Here is a 15,907-nt window from a genome sequence, read left to right as displayed (position 1 = left end):
TCCGCGCAGTTAGGGCGGGGTTACGCGGAAAAAGGCCGTAACTGGGGGCTAACTCCGCGCGCCTACGTTCCTGCGACATGTCGAGGAAAGGGGTGGTGGTCGTGAGTCCGGCACCTGACACGGCCTCCCGGCTGGACGTCATCTCCGCGATCTGCCAACGGTTGCTGGAGTCCGCCGCCGAGCTGGAGGACGCCGCCGTCGACCTGCTGCCCTTCCCGCGCCAGGTGGTCCGCGCCGACCTGGCGCTCGCGGTGAGCAGGCTGGAGGCGTTCGCGGGTGTCACCCCGCGACTGGCGGGCCGGAGCCCGCTCGGACGGGTGGCGCTGGCGTTGCCCGGCAACGCGATCCTGAGCAACCCGCTCGCCACGATCGCCGCGTCGCACCTCGCGGGCAACAAGACGCTGGTGCGGTTGCCGCGCCAGCGCCAGGCCTGGACCGAGGTGCTCACCGGTCTCGTGGGCGAGGCGGCCGAGTTCGTCGACTACGACGGAGCCGGGTTCCTCTCACACGCCATGCGCCAGCCCGAGATCGACGCGCTGATGGCGTTCGGCGACGACGCCTGGGCCGCGGGCTACGAGAGGCAGGCTCGCCTCACCGGCACGAAGTTCATCTTCGAGGGACCGGGCAAGGATCCTTTCCTGGTGCTGTGCCCGGCGCTGGTGGACGAGGCGGCGCGGGCCGCGGTCGAGGCGAGCACGTTCAACGCGGGCCAGGCCTGCACCTCGCCGGAGCGGTTCTACGTGGTGTCCGCCGCGTACGACGACTTCGTGGAACGCGTGACCGACCTGGTGAGGGAGCTGAGGTCGGGTGACCCCAAGGACCCCGAGACGCAGGTCGGTCCGCTCGCGCCCGGTGTGGCGCGACGGATCGACGACCAGTTGAAGGACGCCGTCGGCAAGGGCGCCGTGGTGCTCAGCACCGGGTTGCGCAGATCGATGAACGTCAACGGCGAGGAACGCGTGCTCGTGCCGCCGATCGTGGTGGCGGGAGCGGACCACCGGATGAAGGTCATGTGCGAGGAGACGTTCGGGCCGGTCATCGCGATCCAGCGGGTCGGGTCGATCCCCGAGGCGCTGGAGCTCGCGGAGGACTCGCCGTACGGGTTGTCCGCGACCGCGTTCGGGCGGGTCGCGGGCGTGGCCGAGCGGCTGGCACGCAGCCACGGGCAGGTGTTCGTCGAAGAGACGTGGTTGTCCCAGCGGCGCAAGAAGCCGCTCGCGCCGTACGGAGGGCGCAGGCGGTCGGGCTGGGTGTGGGAGTGGCAGGACGAGCAGTTCGTGCGGCGCGACGGCCCACGACACAACTTTCTCGAGTTCAGCAGGAGCTAACACATGCGCGACAACGACAACCTGGCGTTCTCCCTGGACGAGTACAGGGGACGACTGGACACCGTGCGGAAGGGGATGGCCGAGCGGGGTGTCGACATCGCCCTGGTCAGCGTCCCGGAGAACATCTACTACCTCACCGGCTACACGACCCTGGGCTACTACATGTACCAGGTGCTGATGGTGCCGGTGGACGACGAGCCGCTCCTGCTGACCTACCGCGAGGAGCGCATCAACGTCGAACGCCTGTCGTGGCTCGACCGCCACGTGGACTACACCGTCACCGACGACCCGGTCCAGGTCACCGTGGACACCGTGCGCGGACTGGGGGTCGCGGGCAAGACGTTGTCCATTGAGGAGGGTGGCTACTTCTTCCCGATCCGCACCTACCTCAAGCTGATGGACTCGCTCGGTGATGTGCGGTGGGTCGACGGCACAGGCCTCGTCGAGACCGCCCGGCTGGTGAAGTCCGACACCGAGCTCGGGTTCATCCGGCAGGCCGCGGACGCCGCGATGGCCGGCATGGTCGACGCGCTCGCCGAGGCACGGCCGGGCAAGACCGAGAACGACGTGGCCGCCGCCGTGTACGCCGCGACCCTGCGGCACGGCAGCGAGTACCCCGGCAGCCCTCCGTACGTCATCAGCGGCGAACGGTCCGGCCTGCCGCACGGCACGTGGGAGGGACGCGAGCTGCGCGACGGCGACATCGTGTTCCTCGAGTTCTCCGGCTGCGTCAAGCGGTACAGCGCGGCGAACATGCGCACCGGGTTCATCGGCACGCCGCCGCCGTCCGTCACCGGACGCGCGAAGGCCGTGATCGACGCGCTGGAGACCGCGATCGCGACGATCCGGCCCGGCGCCAGCTCCGGCGAGGTGGACGCGGCCGCGCGCAAGGCGATCCTCGCGCACGGGTTCGGCGACCACACGCACGAGACCGGCTACTCGATCGGCGTGTGCTATCCGCCCGGCTGGAACGAGAGCCACATCATGAACCTGCACCCAGGGGACGAGACGGTGTTGCGCCCCAACATGGTGTTCCACCTCGTGCCGTCGCTGATCGTGCCGGAGCTCAACGGTCACGTCGGGTTCAGCGAGACCGTGGTCGTCACGGAGTCCGGTTGCGAGGTGCTGACCGACAAGCGGGTGCCGCGTGAGCTGCAGGTGCTGTCGTGAGTGCGCTCGCCGTGCTCGGTGGCGCCCCGGCCGTGCCGGACGGCGTCGACGAGAGCCGCTGGCCGATCGTGGAGGACCGCGACGTCCAGGCCGTCACCGACACGTTGCTGAGCGGGAACCTGAGCTGGCTCAACGACACCAGGGTGCCCGAGCTGGAACGGAAGTGGGCCGCGTACGTCGGTGCCGAGCACTGCATCGCCGTCAACAGCGGTACCGCGGCGCTGCACGCCGCCGTGGCTGCGGCCGGGGTCGGTCCCGGTGACGAGGTTCTGGTGCCGGCGTTGAGCTTCCTCGCGTCGGCCACGTGCGTGCTGCACCACCAGGGCGTTCCGGTGTTCGTGGACGTCGATCCCGAGACTTTCACCATCGATCCTTCCCTGCTGGAGGAGAAGCTCACCGATCGGACCAAGGCGATCATCGCCGTGCACCTGCACGGCCTGCCCGCCGACATGGACCCGATCATTTCTTTTGCACGCGAGCACGACCTGGTCGTCATCGAGGACGCCGCGCAGGCCCACGCCGCGACGTACCGCTGCCGCCGCACCGGTTCTTTGGGCGACCTGGCCGCGTTCAGCGTCATGGCGGGCAAGAACCTCGCCACGGCAGGAGAAGGCGGCCTGCTCACCACGTCGTCGGCGGACCTGCGCAACCGTGCGGACGCCGTGAAGATGTTCGGCGAGACGATCGGTTCGAACGGCGAGCGCGACTACAACGCGCACACGATGGGCTGGAACTACCGGCTCAGCGGGATCGTCGCCGCGTTCACCAGCACCCAGATCGACCGGCTGGACAGCTACACCGCCCAGGTGCAGGAAGGCGCGCGCACGCTCGCCAAGGCGCTCGCCGACGTGCCCGGTGTGACGCCGCCGCACGTCCCGGACGACCGAACGCACGTGTACCACCACTTCCGCGTGCTGTTCGACGGTTCGGTCGCGGGCCTGCCGAACGGTGTGTTCCGCCAGGCCGTGCAGGACGCGTTGCTGGCCGAGGGCATCGGCGTGATGTCGTACCAGAACCGGCCGCTGCCGGGGCAGACGTTGTTCCAGCAGAAGGCGGGCTACGGCCAGGGCTGCCCGTGGACGTGCGGCAAGACCTCGCGCGACCAGTGCTACCGGCAGGAGGACTACCCGGCGACGCTGGAGGTCATCCGGTCGTCCCTGGTGGTGGGCAAACGGCTGTGCATGGCGTCGTTGCGCGACCCGGACTCGGTCGAGCGCTACCGCGACGCGTTCACCAAGGTCCTCTCCAACATCGACGAGCTGCGCGCGTACGCGTCGACGATCGACTACGTCGAGCCGTGGCAGCGGGAAAGCAGGTTGTGGTGAACTTCTTCCACCTCGTGCCGCAGATCCACTACGGACCAGGCGCGGCCGCGGCAGCCGGTGAGGCGTTGCGCGACCTCGGCGTGAGCCACGTGCTCGTGGTGACCGACCAGGGCGTGCTGGACGCGGGCGTGATCGACCCGGTGCTGAAGTCCGTGAAGGACGCGGGCGTGTCGTACACCGTGTTCTCCGACCTGCGGACCAACCCGACCGAACAGCACGTCGCCGGTGCCGCGTACATGTACAAGACGCTGGGCTGCGACGGAATTCTTGGCGTCGGCGGCGGCAGCTCGCTGGACGTGGCCAAGTCCGCGGCCGTGATCATCGCCGACGGCGGTTGCATCACGGCCTACGAGGACGGTGCGCGTGAGGTGACCGGAACGCCACCGCCGCTCGTCCAGGTGCCCACCACCGCGGGCACCGGCAGCGAGGTCGTGGCGGGTGCGATCATCACCGACAGCAGCAGGGCGTTCAAGATGCACGTCGTCGCGACGCCCGCGCAGGTCGCGTTGTGCGATCCGCGGTTGACCCTGACGCTGCCCGCCGGCCCCACCGCCGCGTCCGGTGTCGATGCGCTGGCGCACGCGATCGGCGCGTACACGTCCGTCGAGTCGCAGCCGCTGGCCGACGCGATGGCGTTGCAGGCGATCACCACGATCAGCCGCTGGCTGCCGGATGCCGTGGAGCGTGGCGACGACCTGCGCGCCCGCGACCAGATGATGACCGGCGCGCTGACCGCCGGCATCTCGATGAAGGGCGGTGGCGCCGCGGACCACGCGTTCGCGCACGCCGTGAACGCGCTCTTCGACGTGCACCACGGTGTTGGCGTGGCGTTGTTCCTCGCCGACGCGATGGAGCACAACCTGCCGCACATGCCCGACCGGTTCGCGGACATCGCGCGTGCTCTGGGCGTGCGGTCCTCCGGTGACTCGGCCGCGCTGGGCCGGGCGGGCATCGAGGTCGTGCGCTCTCTGGTCGCCTCGCTGCCGATCCCGTCTTTGACTGAGATCGGTGTGGGGGAGGACGACCTGCCCGCTCTCGTGGACAAGGTGCAGGCCGACGGCTTCCACCTGGGGCTCAACCCCGTTCCCGTCACCGTCGACGACACGCGGCGCATTCTCAGCGCCGCGCTTGCGAGGTCGTGATGTCACTCGACACCTGGGTTTCCGAGCACGGCACGTCGAGCCGCACCACGTGCCGCGTGGCGCAGCTCGACCTGGCGCGCGGGGACGAGCGCGTGTACTCGCTGGAGAACGACCTGGGGCTGCCGTCGGTGCCGTTCGGGAAGGAGTTCCCCGACCGGTACCGGCAGATCGGCATCGCCGAGGCGAACCTGCTCGGCGTCGCCTCCGGTCTCGCGCAGTCCGGTCGCATCCCGTACGTCAACACGTTCGCCGTCTTCGCGTCGATGCGCGCGTGCGAGCAGATGCGCGTGGACCTGTCGTACCCGAAGGCCAACGTGAAGGTCGTCGGGTACTACACCGGGCTTTCGGGCGGGTTCGCCGGGCCGACGCACCACTGCACCGAGGACATCGCGGTGACCACGGCCCTGCCGGGCTTCACCGTGCTCTCGCCCGCCGACGCCTACGAGGCCTATCTCGCAACGCAAGCGGCGGCGTCCGTCGAGGGCCCGGTGTACCTGCGGGCCTCCCGCGGTGACACGCCGATGGTGTACTCCTCCGAGTACCCGTTCGAGATCGGCAAGGCCGTGACGTTGCGCGAGGGTTCCGACGTCACGATCATCGCGACCGGGTGCCTGGTCGTGCCGCGAGCCGTGGAGGTGGCCTCCCGGCTGGCGTCGCGCGGAATCTCGTGCCGGGTGCTGAACATGCACACGCTGAAGCCGCTGGACGTTCCCGCGATCGTCGCGGCCGCGCGGGAGACCGGCTTGATCGTGACGTACGAGGACCACAACTTGCTGGGCGGCCTCGGCAGCGCGGTGGCGGCCGTGGTGCTGGAGAACGAGCCGGTGCCCGTGCTGCGGTTCGGCGTGCCGGACGTGTTCTGCACGCGCAGCGACGAGTACGAGGAGATCCTCGACCTGTACGGCCTCGGCGTCCACGACGTGTACGAGGCCGTCATGAGGAGGCTGCGATGAGCTTGTTGCAGCAGCTCGTGGAGATCGAGTCCCCGTCTTCCGACCACGCGGCTTGTCGTGCCGTGCAGGACGTCCTGGGTGAGCTGCTTTCTGCTTCCGGCGGCCGGATCGAACGGTCTGTTGGTTCTGATGGCACGCCGGTGATGGTCGCCCGGTTCGGCGCGCAACGCTCACCGGTGCTGTTGCTGGGCCACGTGGACACCGTGTGGCCCTGTGGCACGTTGGAGGAGCGTCCGTACGCGGTCTCGGACGGCGTGGCTACCGGGCCCGGTGTTTACGACATGAAGGCCGGGCTCGTGCAGATCGTGTCGGCCTTGTCCTCTTCGGACTCGCCGGACGTGACCGTGCTGCTGAACGCCGACGAGGAGCTCGGCAGCCCTGGCTCACAGGACCTGATCACGGCCGAGGCCGCCCGCAGCCGGTGCGCGTTCGTTCTCGAGCCGTGCGGTCCGGGTGGGGCTTTGAAGACGCGCCGCAAGGGCATCGGCATGTACACCTTGGAGGTGACCGGCCGTGCCGCGCATCCCGGCCTCGACTTCGCGGGCGGGGTGAACGCCGTGGTCGAGCTGGCGCACCAGGTGACTGCTTTGGGTCGTTTGACCTCCGGCGAGACCACGGTGAACGTCGGCCGTGTCGACGGTGGTACGGGCCGCAACGTGGTGCCGGCTCGGGCTTCGGCTTTGTTCGAGAGCCGTTTCTGGACTGCTGAGGAAGGTGCGCGCGTGGACTCCGCCGTGCACGGGTTGTTGCCGGTGGACCCGCGCGCATCGGTGCGGGTGACCGGCGGCGTGCACAAGGCGCCGATGGAACGGACTCCGGCGGTCGAGGCCCTGGTGGAGCTGGCGGCGTCGTGCGCTGACTGGGAGCTCACCGAGATGGCGGTGGGCGGGGTGAGCGACGGCAACGTCACCGCTGCTGCAGGTGTGCCGACGATCGACGGGCTCGGCGCCGACGGTGGCGGAGCGCACGCGGTCGACGAGCACGTGGTGCTGGCGGACATTCCGCGCCGCGCTGCGTGGCTGGCCGAGATGTTGCACCGGCTGGAGAGGACGAGCGAGTTGCCAAGTGCGGCGACAAGTGCACGCCCCTGAGAGCGAAGTCTGGGATGAACGGCGCATTTGTCCACCTCAGGTGGACAAATGCGCCGTTCATCGTCAGCGAACAAACCCCTTGTGCCATAACCGGTTGCTAACTCCCCGGAGCTAGTTTCGCGGCAACTGAGCGACACACCGGCCGAGGAGGAACCGTGAACGATTCCGTCGCCAGGCTCGCCCGGCTCACGCCCGAGCAGCGAGCGCGACTGGTCGCCCGGGCTCGACAGGGCGCACCCGCGCGGGAGAGGCGGGTGCCGCGGGTGGACCCGAGCGGGCCGATTCCCGCGTCGTTCGCGCAGGAGCAGCTGTGGTTCCTGAGCCGGCTGGCGCCTGGCGTGCCGAACTACAACGTGCCGTTCCGCTTCGCCCTGGACGGACCCCTCGACGTCGAGAAGCTCACCGGTGCCCTCAACGACGTGATCGAGCGGCACGACGTGCTGCGGACGACCCTCCAACAGACCCCGGAAGGTCTGCGCCAGATCGTGCACGCGCACCAGGAGCGTGAACTTCCGGAGAGGGATCTCAGCGGGTACGAGGAGCCGGACGCGCTGGCCGATGCCAGGGCGTTCGAGCTGGCGCGCACGGTGTTCGACCTCGAAGAAGGTCCACTGTGGACGGCTGAGCTGCAGAAGCTCGCAGACCAGCGATATGTGCTCATCTGGGTCGCCTCGCACACGATCGCCGACGGCGGATCGATCGGCGTCGTCGTGGAGGAGCTCGCCAAGTGCTACACGGCACGGATCACGGGCACACCGCCACAGCTCGACGAGGATCCCGTCCAGTTCGGCGACTTCGCTGCCTGGCAGCGAAACACACTCGACAGCGACCGCACCGACGAACTGCTCGGCTACTGGCGCGAGCAGGTTCGCGGGTACGTCGGGCTCGGGCTGTCCTACGACCACCCCAAGCGGCCCGGGCTCGACGGGCGCACCATCGCGTTCCAGATCGAGCCGACCACCGCGGCCCTCGTCGACGAACTGGCCAAGAAGCGTGCCTCGTCGCCGTTCATGGTTCTGCTCGCCGCCTACCAGGTGCTGCTGATGCGGCTGAGCGGCCGGGACGACATCGCCGTCGCGACCCCGCTCGCCGGGCGTGACCGCGCCGAGTTCGAACGGGTCGCCGGGTCGCTCACCAACACCGTGGTCCTGCGCACCTCGCTCGAAGCCAACCCGTCGTTCGGCGAACTGGTCGACCGGGTCCGCGACGTCACGTTCGACGCGCTCAAGCACGCTGACCTGCCGTTCGGCAAGCTCGTCGAGGACACGAGGCCTGCCCGCAACGGGCAGTCGAACCCCATCGCGCAGACCATCTTCAGCTACGCCGGCACGCCGATGATGCGCAGCATCACGCCGTTCGGCCCGGACGTGCGGATGCGGTGCGACGGCATGTCGAACGACACCGTCCGGTTCGACTTCGAGCTCGTGCTCGACGAGAAGCTGGAGGGGCTGAGCGCCCGGTTCGAGTACAACGCCGGCTGGATCGAACGCGCCAGTGCCGAGCTGATCTGCCAGGCCTACCAGGAGATCCTCGCCGCGGCGGTGCGCGAGCCCGAGCAGAAGCTCGACGAGCTGCCCGCCCCGCGGCTGCCCGGCTGGGAGCCCGAGGAGGAGATTCCCGAGCAGAGGAGCCCCGAGGACGTGTCACCGCTGGAGGAACAGCTCACGCGGCTGTGGGCCTCCAAGCTCGATGTCGAGCGGATCGGCCGTGACGACGACTTCTTCGCGCTGGGCGGGCACTCGTTCCTCGCCACCGAGCTGGTGGCCGACATCAACGCCCAGCTGGGTTCCCGTCTCACCGTCCTGGAGCTGTTCCAGGCGAGCACGGTCGCGTCACTCGCGGAAGTGATCGAAGAAGCGCCCGACGAAGCACCCGAAGAGCCCGATCTCGCCGAGACCGTGCAGAGCATGTCCGACGACGAGGTCGCCGCCGCCTTGCAGCGACTGCGGTCCCGTGCCTGAAGGAGGTCCCCAGATGTCCGTCCCCGCTTACCGCTCGCAGGAGTGGCTGTTCGACGTGGCGGCCGGCCGGTACGACGTCGACCTCGCGGTCAGCGGCATGGAGGCGCACAGCGTCGAGCCGCTGCTCGCGGAGATGACCACGAAGGCCGGCTACGACGTCGACCGCGGCGCAGGGCAGCTCCGCGAGACGATCGCCGAGCTCTACCGCGTGCGGCCGGAGAACGTGCTGATCACGCACGGCGCGCAGGAAGCGCTCTACCTGCTGTACGCGTCGCTGCTCGAACCCGGTGACGAGGTCGTCGCCCGCGGACCCGGCTGGCAGCAGACGCTGGACCTGCCCGCCCGGTTCGGCGCGACCACGAAGACCGTCGACTACGACCTCACCAACGGTGACGCGGACGGCGGCGCGCGAACAGCCGCTGCCGTCGGCGAGAACACCCGCATGGTCGTGCTCAACAGCCCGCACAACCCGACCGGGCTGACGTTCGACGACGCGCAGTGGGAACCGCTGGGCGCCACGAAGACGTTGGTGGTCAACGACGAGGAGTACCTCACCGACTTCGACCGCAGCGTCGTGCAGCACGTGCCCGGCTCGTGCTCGGTCAGCTCGCTGTCCAAGGTGTACGGCTTCCCCGGCTTGAGGCTGGGCTGGCTCGTCGGCCCGTCCGACGTCGTCGAGAAGTGCGTGAACTACCGCCGCTACACCACGATCAGCAACTCGCCGCTGCTGGAGGACCTCGGCCTCGCGGTGCTGCGCCGCCGCGAGACCTACCTCGCCGAGTACCGCCGGCGGCTCACCGACGGCTGGCGGGTGTTCCGGGAGTGGGCAACCGGACACCCCCAGCTCCAGCCGCTCGAACCGCAGGGCACGCCGTACGTCTTCTGCCGCGTCGACCTGCCGGAGACCACGTCGTTGCAGCTGTGCAACGAGCTGCTCGACCGCGAACGGCTGCTGCTCATGCCGGGTGACGTCTTCGGCGCGCCCGGTCACGTCCGGATCTCCTACGCCCGGCCGGCCGACCTGCTCACCGACGGCCTCGACCGGCTCGGCCGGGTCGTGAAGTCGTTGTCGGGCCTCGAACTCGCGGAGCTGACATGACGATCACACCGGGCACCACCGAGGTGGAGAAGATCACCCTCGGCGGCGAGGCGATCGTGCTGCGCCGCGTCCAGGGGCACGACGAGTACACCGCGTGCGAGGACCTCCAGCGCCGCATCTGGGGCGAGGAGGACATCGCGCGGGTGCCGTTGCTGGACATGGTGACCGCGCAGGAGAACGGCGGTTTCGTGCTCGGCGCGTTCACCTCCGACGGCGATCTCGCCGGGTTCGTGTTCTCGTTCCCCGGCGTCACCGAGCACGACGAGGTCAAGCAGTGCTCGGTGCTCGCCGCGGTCGCCCCCGAGTACCAGAACCTCGGCCTCGGCTTCCGGCTCAAGCAGTACCAGGCCCACCTCGCCGCCCAGCACGGGTTCCGGCTGATCACCTGGACGTTCGACCCGCTGTCGGGGCGCAACGTGGTGTTCAACCTCAACAAGCTCGGCGCGGTCGGGGTCGAGTACGTCGTCAACGCGTACGGCGTCGGACAGGGCCTCAACGCGGGCCTCGAGACCGACCGGCTGCTCGTCGCCTGGCACGTGCCGCACGTGCCCCGGCAACGCGACCTCGGCGGCGGCACGCCGGTCAACGACATCCGCTTCTCCCGCAACGACCTTCCGGTGCCCGCGTGGTCCACGACCGAGTGCGACGACCACACCGTGCTGCTCAAGGTGCCGTGGGACGTCTACGCCATCAGCTCCCGCGACAAGGAGCTCGCGATCTCCTGGCGGCACACGAGCCGCGACCTGCTCGGCGGCTACCTCGGCCGCGGCTACCGCGCCGTCGGCCTGCGGGTGCACGAGCGCGGTGCGCCGCCGACCTACGTGCTGCGCAGGGGCGCGTTATGACGCTGGGGGAGTTGTTCGACGAGGCGGTCGCCAGGTTCGGCGACCGGCCGGTGCTGCTCGACCCTGACGTGTCCTATGTGGACTACTCGGCGAAGGTCAACGGCTGCGCGCACGCCCTGCGTGAGCTGGGCGTGGGCCGGGGAGACGCGGTCGCGGCGGTGCTGCCGAACTCACCGGTCCTGCTCACGCTGTGGCTCGCGGTCGCGAAGCTCGGAGCCGTGTTCGTGCCGCTGAACCCCGCGTTGCGCGACGCCGAACTGGAGCCGTTGCTCGCGCACTCGGAGGCAGTGCTGGTCGTCACGGATCGTCCGTTGCCCTGGCGTTCCACGAAGCCCGAGGAACTGGACGTGACGGCACCGACCGCACCGGACACGCACGTCGACCCCAGTGATCCGGTCACCCTGCTCTACACGTCCGGCACGACCGGGGCACCCAAGGGCTGCGTGCTCAGCCACACCTCGTACACCGCACCGGCTCCGGCGTTCGTGCTCAGGCTCGGCCTGGAGCCGGAGGACCGCCTGCTGGCGTGCCTGCCGCTGTTCCACATGGCCGGCCAGTCGTTCGCAGTCAGTGCGTTGCAGGCAGGCGCGTCGATCGGCGTGGTGCCCAAGTTCAGCGCGTCGGGCTTCTGGGACCAGGTCGCGCGGTTCGACGCGACAGTGTTCCGCCACCTCGGCGAGATGCTCACGCTCGTCCTGCGCAGTCCCGTCGAACCGGCGGACCACCGACTGCGCCTGGCCTACGGCGGCGGCGCGCGGCCCGACGTGGCCCGCGAGTTCACCGAACGGTTCGGAACGGCCGTCGTCGAGGGCTACGGGATGAGCGAGACCAACACGGTGCTGTGCGGCGATCCGTACGACCCGCGGCCGGGCTCGATGGGCACGCCGCTGCCACCCGCCGAGGTGCGGGTGGACGCCCCGGTCGGTGAGATCGGCGAGATCCAGGTGCGCGGCCCCGGCCTGATGAAGGGCTACCACCGCGACCCGGCCAGGACCCGCACCGCATTCGTGGAGTCATGGCTGCGCACCGGCGATCTCGGCTGGATGGACGACGACGCGCACGTGCACTTCGCCGCGCGTCGCACCGACGTGATCCGCCGGCGCGGCGAGCACGTCGACCCGGCCGAGGTCGAGGAGGCGCTCGCCGAGCACCCGGCAGTGCTGCTGGGCGCCGTGGTGGGCGTGCCGGGAGAGATGTCCGACGAGGACGTCGCCGCGTTCGTCGTGCCGCTGCCCGGCGCGCGGCTGGACGCCGCGGACGTGCGGACCTGGTGCCGCACGCGGCTGGCGTCGTTCAAGGTGCCGAACCACGTCCACGTGGTCGACCGGCTGCCGATGACCCCCACTTCGAAGATCAACCGGTCCCTGCTTCGGGCGGCCGGTGCACACGGGAGGAACCCGCGATGGTGAACGACCTCGCTGAGAGGGCACGCACGTTGCGCAAGCACGTGGTGCACCTGGCGGCCGACTCGCCCGGCGCGCACGTCGGCGGCTCGATGTCGGTCGTCGAGATACTGACCACGCTCTACTTCGACGGCGTGCTGCGCGTCGACCCGGCCGATCCCGCCAGGCCCGGCCGCGACCGGCTCATCTTCAGCAAGGGCCACTCCAGCGCCGCCTACTACGCCGCGCTCGCCGAGGCCGGCTTCTTCCCGGTGTCCGAACTGGACACCTACAAGAAGACCGGAAGCAGGCTCGCCGGCCACCCGCACACCGGGGTTCCCGGCGTCGAACTGGCGACCGGCTCGCTCGGCCACGGTCTTCCCGTCGGTGTCGGCCTCGCCATGGCCGCGCAGGCGGAAGGACTGCCCAGCAGGGTGTTCGTGATCGTCGGCGACGGCGAGTGCCAGGAGGGTTCGGTGTGGGAGGCCGCGATGGCCGCCGCGCACTACAAGCTCGACAACCTCGTGGTGATCGTCGATCGCAACGGCATCCAGGAGGACGGCCCGACCGAGGAGATCATGGCGCTGGAGCCGTTCGCGGACAAGTGGCGCGCGTTCGGCTGGGCGACCGTCGAGGTCGACGGGCACGACGTCGGCGAGCTGTCCAACGTCCTGCACGAGGTGCCGCTCACCTGGAGCCGGCCGACCGCGATCATCGCGAAGACGGTGAAGGGCAAGGGGTTGTCGTTCTCCGAGAACACCAACACCTGGCACTACGGGCATCTTTCTGCCGACCTGAAGCAGCAGGCGTTGCAGGAGCTCGCCAAAGAAACCATCGGGGGTGCCTCATGACGGCGCTCGCCGATCTCCGTGAAGGGGTGCGGTTCGATCCCGCGACGACGACGGCGTTCGAGGCGTGCCGCCTGGCCCAGCTCGACCTCGCGCGGGAGGATCCGCGCGTGGTGTCCGTCGAGGCCGACCTCGGCGACTGCTGGGGGCTCGAGTTCCGCGAGCAGATGCCGGACCGGTTCCTCGACTTCGGCATCGCCGAGGCGAGCGCGGTCGGTGCGGCCGCGGGCCTGGCGATGGGCGGGAAACGGCCGTTCCTCAACACGTTCGGCACGTTCGCGTTGATGCGCGCGGCCGAACAGGTGCGGCTCGACATCTGCTACCACCGCGCGCCGGTGGTGATCGCGGGCATGTTCACCGGCATCGCGGCCGGGTTCTCCGGCCCGACGCACCACGCCATCGAGGACGTCTCGGTGGCGCGGGCGTTGCCGAACCTCACGGTGATCGCGCCCGCCGACGCGGTGCAGGCCTACGACGCGACCCGTGCGGCGTTCGCGCACAACGCGCCGGTGTACCTGCGGCTCGGTGTCGAGCCGGGCGACCAGGTCTACGACGCGCACGAACCGTTCGAGATCGGACGCGGACGCGTGCTGCGAGAAGGGGATCGGCTCACGATCGTGACGTGCGGCGTGACGATCGTGCCCGAGGTGCTGAAGGCCGCCGAACGCCTCGGCGACGTCGAGGTGATCGACATGCCGACGATCAAGCCGATCGACCGCGAGGTGCTGGTGCGCAGCGCGTCCAGGACCGGCCGGGTCGTGACCGTCGAGGAACACTCGACGATCGGCGGCCTGGGCAGCGCGGTGGCGGAGGTGCTCGCCGAGCACGCGCCGGTGCCGTTGCGCCGGATCGGGCTGCCGGACGCGTTCGTCAAGGAGATCGGCGACTACGCCGAGCAGCTGCGCCGGTTCGAGTTGGACGCCGAGGGCGTCGAGAGGCAGGTGCGGGCATGGGTGTCCTAGGAATCCTCATGCTGGAGGGCAAGATGGCCGACGTGCCGGGCTGCATGGCGTCGGCCGAGACGTTCGGCTACCCGGTGATCCGGCACGTCGTGCGCGGCTCCACCACCCCGCGCAGCCAGGCAGAGGCCGAGGCCATGCTGCCGCTGTACGTCGAGGCGGCACGCGAGCTGGAGGCCCAGGGCGCCACCGTGATCACCGCGAACTGCGGACTCATCGCGTTGCTGCAGGACCAGCTCAGCGCCGCCGTGTCCGTGCCCGTCGTGACGTCGAGCCTCGCACTGGTCCCCGCCATCTCCACACTCGTCGGCAATCGGCCGATCGGCGTGCTCACGTTCTTCACCGAGGCGGTGGGGGAGCGCAACTTCCGCGCGAGCGGCTGGAGCTCGGAAGACGTCCCGGTCGTGATCGGCGGGGTCGGAAAGCACCCGTCGTGGCTCGAGTTCCTGGAGACCAAGGAGATCACGCCGGCCCTGCGCGGGCAGATGCGCCAGGACCTGCTGTCGGTCGTCGAGGACATGCTGGCGCGCGAACCCTCGCTGGGCGCGATCGTGTGCGAGTGCACGATGCTGCCCGCGGTGCTGGACGACGTGCGGGCCAACTCACCTGTGCCGATCTTCGACATCCTGACCGCGCTGGACTGGGCGGTCAGCGGGTTCGAACGGCCGGCGGTCGCCACGTCCGGGCTCGCCGCGCTGGGAGGCAGGGTGCGATGAGACTGCGCCTGCCGCCCAGCGTGCGGTTCGGCGCCGGATCCACCACGCAGCTTCCCGACATCGTGCGGGAGTGCGGAATGCGGCGGGCACTCGTGGTCACCGACCACGGCGTGCTCGCCGCTCGCGTTGTGGACCGGGTGCTGGACGCGCTGGACGTTCCCCGAACTGTTTACGTGTGCGGGTCGGCTTGTGCCACCGAGATCACCGCCTGCCGGAACGCGTTGCCCGGCCACGACGGGGTGATCGCCGTCGGCGGCGGCAGCGTCCTCGACGTCGCCAAGGCCGCGGTGGCCCTGCACGGCTCTGAGGGACCGCTGGAGTCCCTGTACGGCCTGGAACGGTCGCAGGGCCCGGCCCTGCCTCTCGTCGCCGTACCGACCACACCAGGCAGTGGTGGCGAGGTGTCGTCACACGCCGTGGTGACCGATGGTGAGCGCAGGCACGCGGTCAGCGGCCCGTCGCTGGTTCCCCGAGCGGTCGTCATAGATCCCGACCTGACAGCCACGCTGCCACACCAGGCCATGCTCGCCTGCGCGCTGGACGCGTTGATGCACGGTGCCGAGGCCTACCTCGCCCGTGCCGCGACACCGTTCAGCGACGCGCTCGCGTTGCCCGGAGTGCGGCGCATCGTCTCGTCGTTGCTCTCTCCGGATCCAGAAGAACTGAGCGCGGGCTGCCTGCAGGCGAATCTAGCCATGGCGCAGGCCAACGCCGGGCTCGTGCACGCGCTCGGTTACCCGCTCACGCAGCGGTACGGCATTCCGCACGGGATCGCCAACGTCGTGGTGGCGCCTGCGGTGTTGCGGGCGAGCCGGCACGTGCAGGAACAGCGTGACGCGGACCTGGCGTCTTGTTTTGGTGCTCATGACTTCGCTGACGGGCTCACCGCGTTGCTCGACCGTCTCGGGGTGGAGCGGGAGTTCCCGTCCGGCAACGCCGACGAACTCGCCACCGAGGCCTTGCTCTACGGCCCGGTCCGCGCCAACTGGCGGTTCGACGCCACCGTCGACGACATGGCCGCCATGTACCGCGCCGCCCCCTAGACCTCCTTGTCGATGAAGGGAACCTTCATCCACTTCAAGTGGATG

General features: G+C 69.8%; 14 protein-coding genes. All 14 read left to right on the top strand.

The annotated features are described in order from the left end of the window. Nucleotides 1-101 precede the first annotated feature (101 nt). The 14 genes from ACFOWZ_RS28195 (at nucleotide 102) to ACFOWZ_RS28130 (ending at nucleotide 15,862) form a co-directional block, all read left to right on the top strand. Nucleotides 102-1,328 (top strand): aldehyde dehydrogenase family protein, encoded by a 1,227-nt coding sequence (locus tag ACFOWZ_RS28195; RefSeq protein ID WP_382376926.1) that lies wholly within the window; start codon nucleotides 102-104, stop codon nucleotides 1,326-1,328. A gap of 3 nt (nucleotides 1,329-1,331) precedes the next feature. Further along, nucleotides 1,332-2,498: a M24 family metallopeptidase gene (locus ACFOWZ_RS28190; protein ID WP_382376925.1), complete on the top strand. Its 1,167-nt coding sequence runs from the start codon at nucleotides 1,332-1,334 to the stop codon at nucleotides 2,496-2,498. Continuing rightward, nucleotides 2,495-3,823, top strand: coding sequence for a DegT/DnrJ/EryC1/StrS family aminotransferase (locus tag ACFOWZ_RS28185; RefSeq protein ID WP_382376924.1), 1,329 nt, complete (start codon nucleotides 2,495-2,497; stop codon nucleotides 3,821-3,823). Before ACFOWZ_RS28190 ends, ACFOWZ_RS28185 begins: the two co-directional genes overlap by 4 nt. Then, nucleotides 3,820-4,965 (top strand): iron-containing alcohol dehydrogenase, encoded by a 1,146-nt coding sequence (locus ACFOWZ_RS28180; RefSeq protein ID WP_382376923.1) that lies wholly within the window; start codon nucleotides 3,820-3,822, stop codon nucleotides 4,963-4,965. Before ACFOWZ_RS28185 ends, ACFOWZ_RS28180 begins: the two co-directional genes overlap by 4 nt. After that, nucleotides 4,965-5,918: a transketolase family protein gene (locus ACFOWZ_RS28175; protein ID WP_382376922.1), complete on the top strand. Its 954-nt coding sequence runs from the start codon at nucleotides 4,965-4,967 to the stop codon at nucleotides 5,916-5,918. The genes ACFOWZ_RS28180 and ACFOWZ_RS28175 overlap by 1 nt, the downstream gene beginning before the upstream one ends. Then, nucleotides 5,915-7,009, top strand: coding sequence for a M20 family metallopeptidase (locus ACFOWZ_RS28170; RefSeq protein WP_382376921.1), 1,095 nt, complete (start codon nucleotides 5,915-5,917; stop codon nucleotides 7,007-7,009). Before ACFOWZ_RS28175 ends, ACFOWZ_RS28170 begins: the two co-directional genes overlap by 4 nt. Nucleotides 7,010-7,164: 155 nt before the next feature. Further along, entirely contained in the window at nucleotides 7,165-8,970 is a 1,806-nt protein-coding gene (locus ACFOWZ_RS28165) for a condensation domain-containing protein (protein ID WP_382376920.1), read from the top strand. Between the two features lie 13 nt (nucleotides 8,971-8,983). After that, nucleotides 8,984-10,069 (top strand): pyridoxal phosphate-dependent aminotransferase, encoded by a 1,086-nt coding sequence (locus ACFOWZ_RS28160; RefSeq protein WP_382376919.1) that lies wholly within the window; start codon nucleotides 8,984-8,986, stop codon nucleotides 10,067-10,069. Then, nucleotides 10,066-10,914: a GNAT family N-acetyltransferase gene (locus ACFOWZ_RS28155; RefSeq protein WP_051783089.1), complete on the top strand. Its 849-nt coding sequence runs from the start codon at nucleotides 10,066-10,068 to the stop codon at nucleotides 10,912-10,914. Before ACFOWZ_RS28160 ends, ACFOWZ_RS28155 begins: the two co-directional genes overlap by 4 nt. Then, complete coding sequence (locus tag ACFOWZ_RS28150; protein WP_382376918.1) at nucleotides 10,911-12,323, top strand: class I adenylate-forming enzyme family protein; 1,413 nt, start codon at nucleotides 10,911-10,913, stop codon at nucleotides 12,321-12,323. Before ACFOWZ_RS28155 ends, ACFOWZ_RS28150 begins: the two co-directional genes overlap by 4 nt. Then, nucleotides 12,317-13,147, top strand: coding sequence for a transketolase (locus ACFOWZ_RS28145; RefSeq protein WP_382376917.1), 831 nt, complete (start codon nucleotides 12,317-12,319; stop codon nucleotides 13,145-13,147). The genes ACFOWZ_RS28150 and ACFOWZ_RS28145 overlap by 7 nt, the downstream gene beginning before the upstream one ends. After that, on the top strand, nucleotides 13,144-14,106 hold the full coding sequence (locus ACFOWZ_RS28140; RefSeq protein ID WP_382376916.1) for a transketolase family protein: 963 nt from the start codon (nucleotides 13,144-13,146) through the stop codon (nucleotides 14,104-14,106). Before ACFOWZ_RS28145 ends, ACFOWZ_RS28140 begins: the two co-directional genes overlap by 4 nt. Next, the gene (locus ACFOWZ_RS28135; protein WP_382376915.1) at nucleotides 14,094-14,819 is read left to right on the top strand and encodes a hypothetical protein; all 726 of its coding nucleotides are present in this window, start codon (nucleotides 14,094-14,096) and stop codon (nucleotides 14,817-14,819) included. The genes ACFOWZ_RS28140 and ACFOWZ_RS28135 overlap by 13 nt, the downstream gene beginning before the upstream one ends. Next, entirely contained in the window at nucleotides 14,816-15,862 is a 1,047-nt protein-coding gene (locus ACFOWZ_RS28130) for an iron-containing alcohol dehydrogenase family protein (protein WP_382376914.1), read from the top strand. Before ACFOWZ_RS28135 ends, ACFOWZ_RS28130 begins: the two co-directional genes overlap by 4 nt. Nucleotides 15,863-15,907 lie beyond the last annotated feature (45 nt).

It is taken from the genome of Lentzea rhizosphaerae (genome assembly GCF_042649515.1).
Lineage (GTDB): Bacteria > Actinomycetota > Actinomycetes > Mycobacteriales > Pseudonocardiaceae > Lentzea > Lentzea aerocolonigenes.
The sequence above is the reverse complement of the archived record's forward strand: the minus strand, read 5'-3'. Positions and strand labels throughout refer to the sequence as shown.

Bases quoted from the DNA above. Each gene is read 5' to 3' on its own strand.
- ACFOWZ_RS28190 (WP_382376925.1), top strand. From the start codon at position 1,332: ATGCGCGACAACGACAACCTGGCGTTCTCCCTGGACGAGTACAGGGGA.
- ACFOWZ_RS28175 (WP_382376922.1), top strand. From the start codon at position 4,965: ATGTCACTCGACACCTGGGTTTCCGAGCACGGCACGTCGAGCCGCACC.
- ACFOWZ_RS28170 (WP_382376921.1), top strand. From the start codon at position 5,915: ATGAGCTTGTTGCAGCAGCTCGTGGAGATCGAGTCCCCGTCTTCCGAC.
- ACFOWZ_RS28160 (WP_382376919.1), top strand. From the start codon at position 8,984: ATGTCCGTCCCCGCTTACCGCTCGCAGGAGTGGCTGTTCGACGTGGCG.
- ACFOWZ_RS28155 (WP_051783089.1), top strand. From the start codon at position 10,066: ATGACGATCACACCGGGCACCACCGAGGTGGAGAAGATCACCCTCGGC.
- ACFOWZ_RS28150 (WP_382376918.1), top strand. From the start codon at position 10,911: ATGACGCTGGGGGAGTTGTTCGACGAGGCGGTCGCCAGGTTCGGCGAC.
- ACFOWZ_RS28145 (WP_382376917.1), top strand. From the start codon at position 12,317: ATGGTGAACGACCTCGCTGAGAGGGCACGCACGTTGCGCAAGCACGTG.
- ACFOWZ_RS28140 (WP_382376916.1), top strand. From the start codon at position 13,144: ATGACGGCGCTCGCCGATCTCCGTGAAGGGGTGCGGTTCGATCCCGCG.
- ACFOWZ_RS28135 (WP_382376915.1), top strand. From the start codon at position 14,094: ATGGGTGTCCTAGGAATCCTCATGCTGGAGGGCAAGATGGCCGACGTG.
- ACFOWZ_RS28130 (WP_382376914.1), top strand. From the start codon at position 14,816: ATGAGACTGCGCCTGCCGCCCAGCGTGCGGTTCGGCGCCGGATCCACC.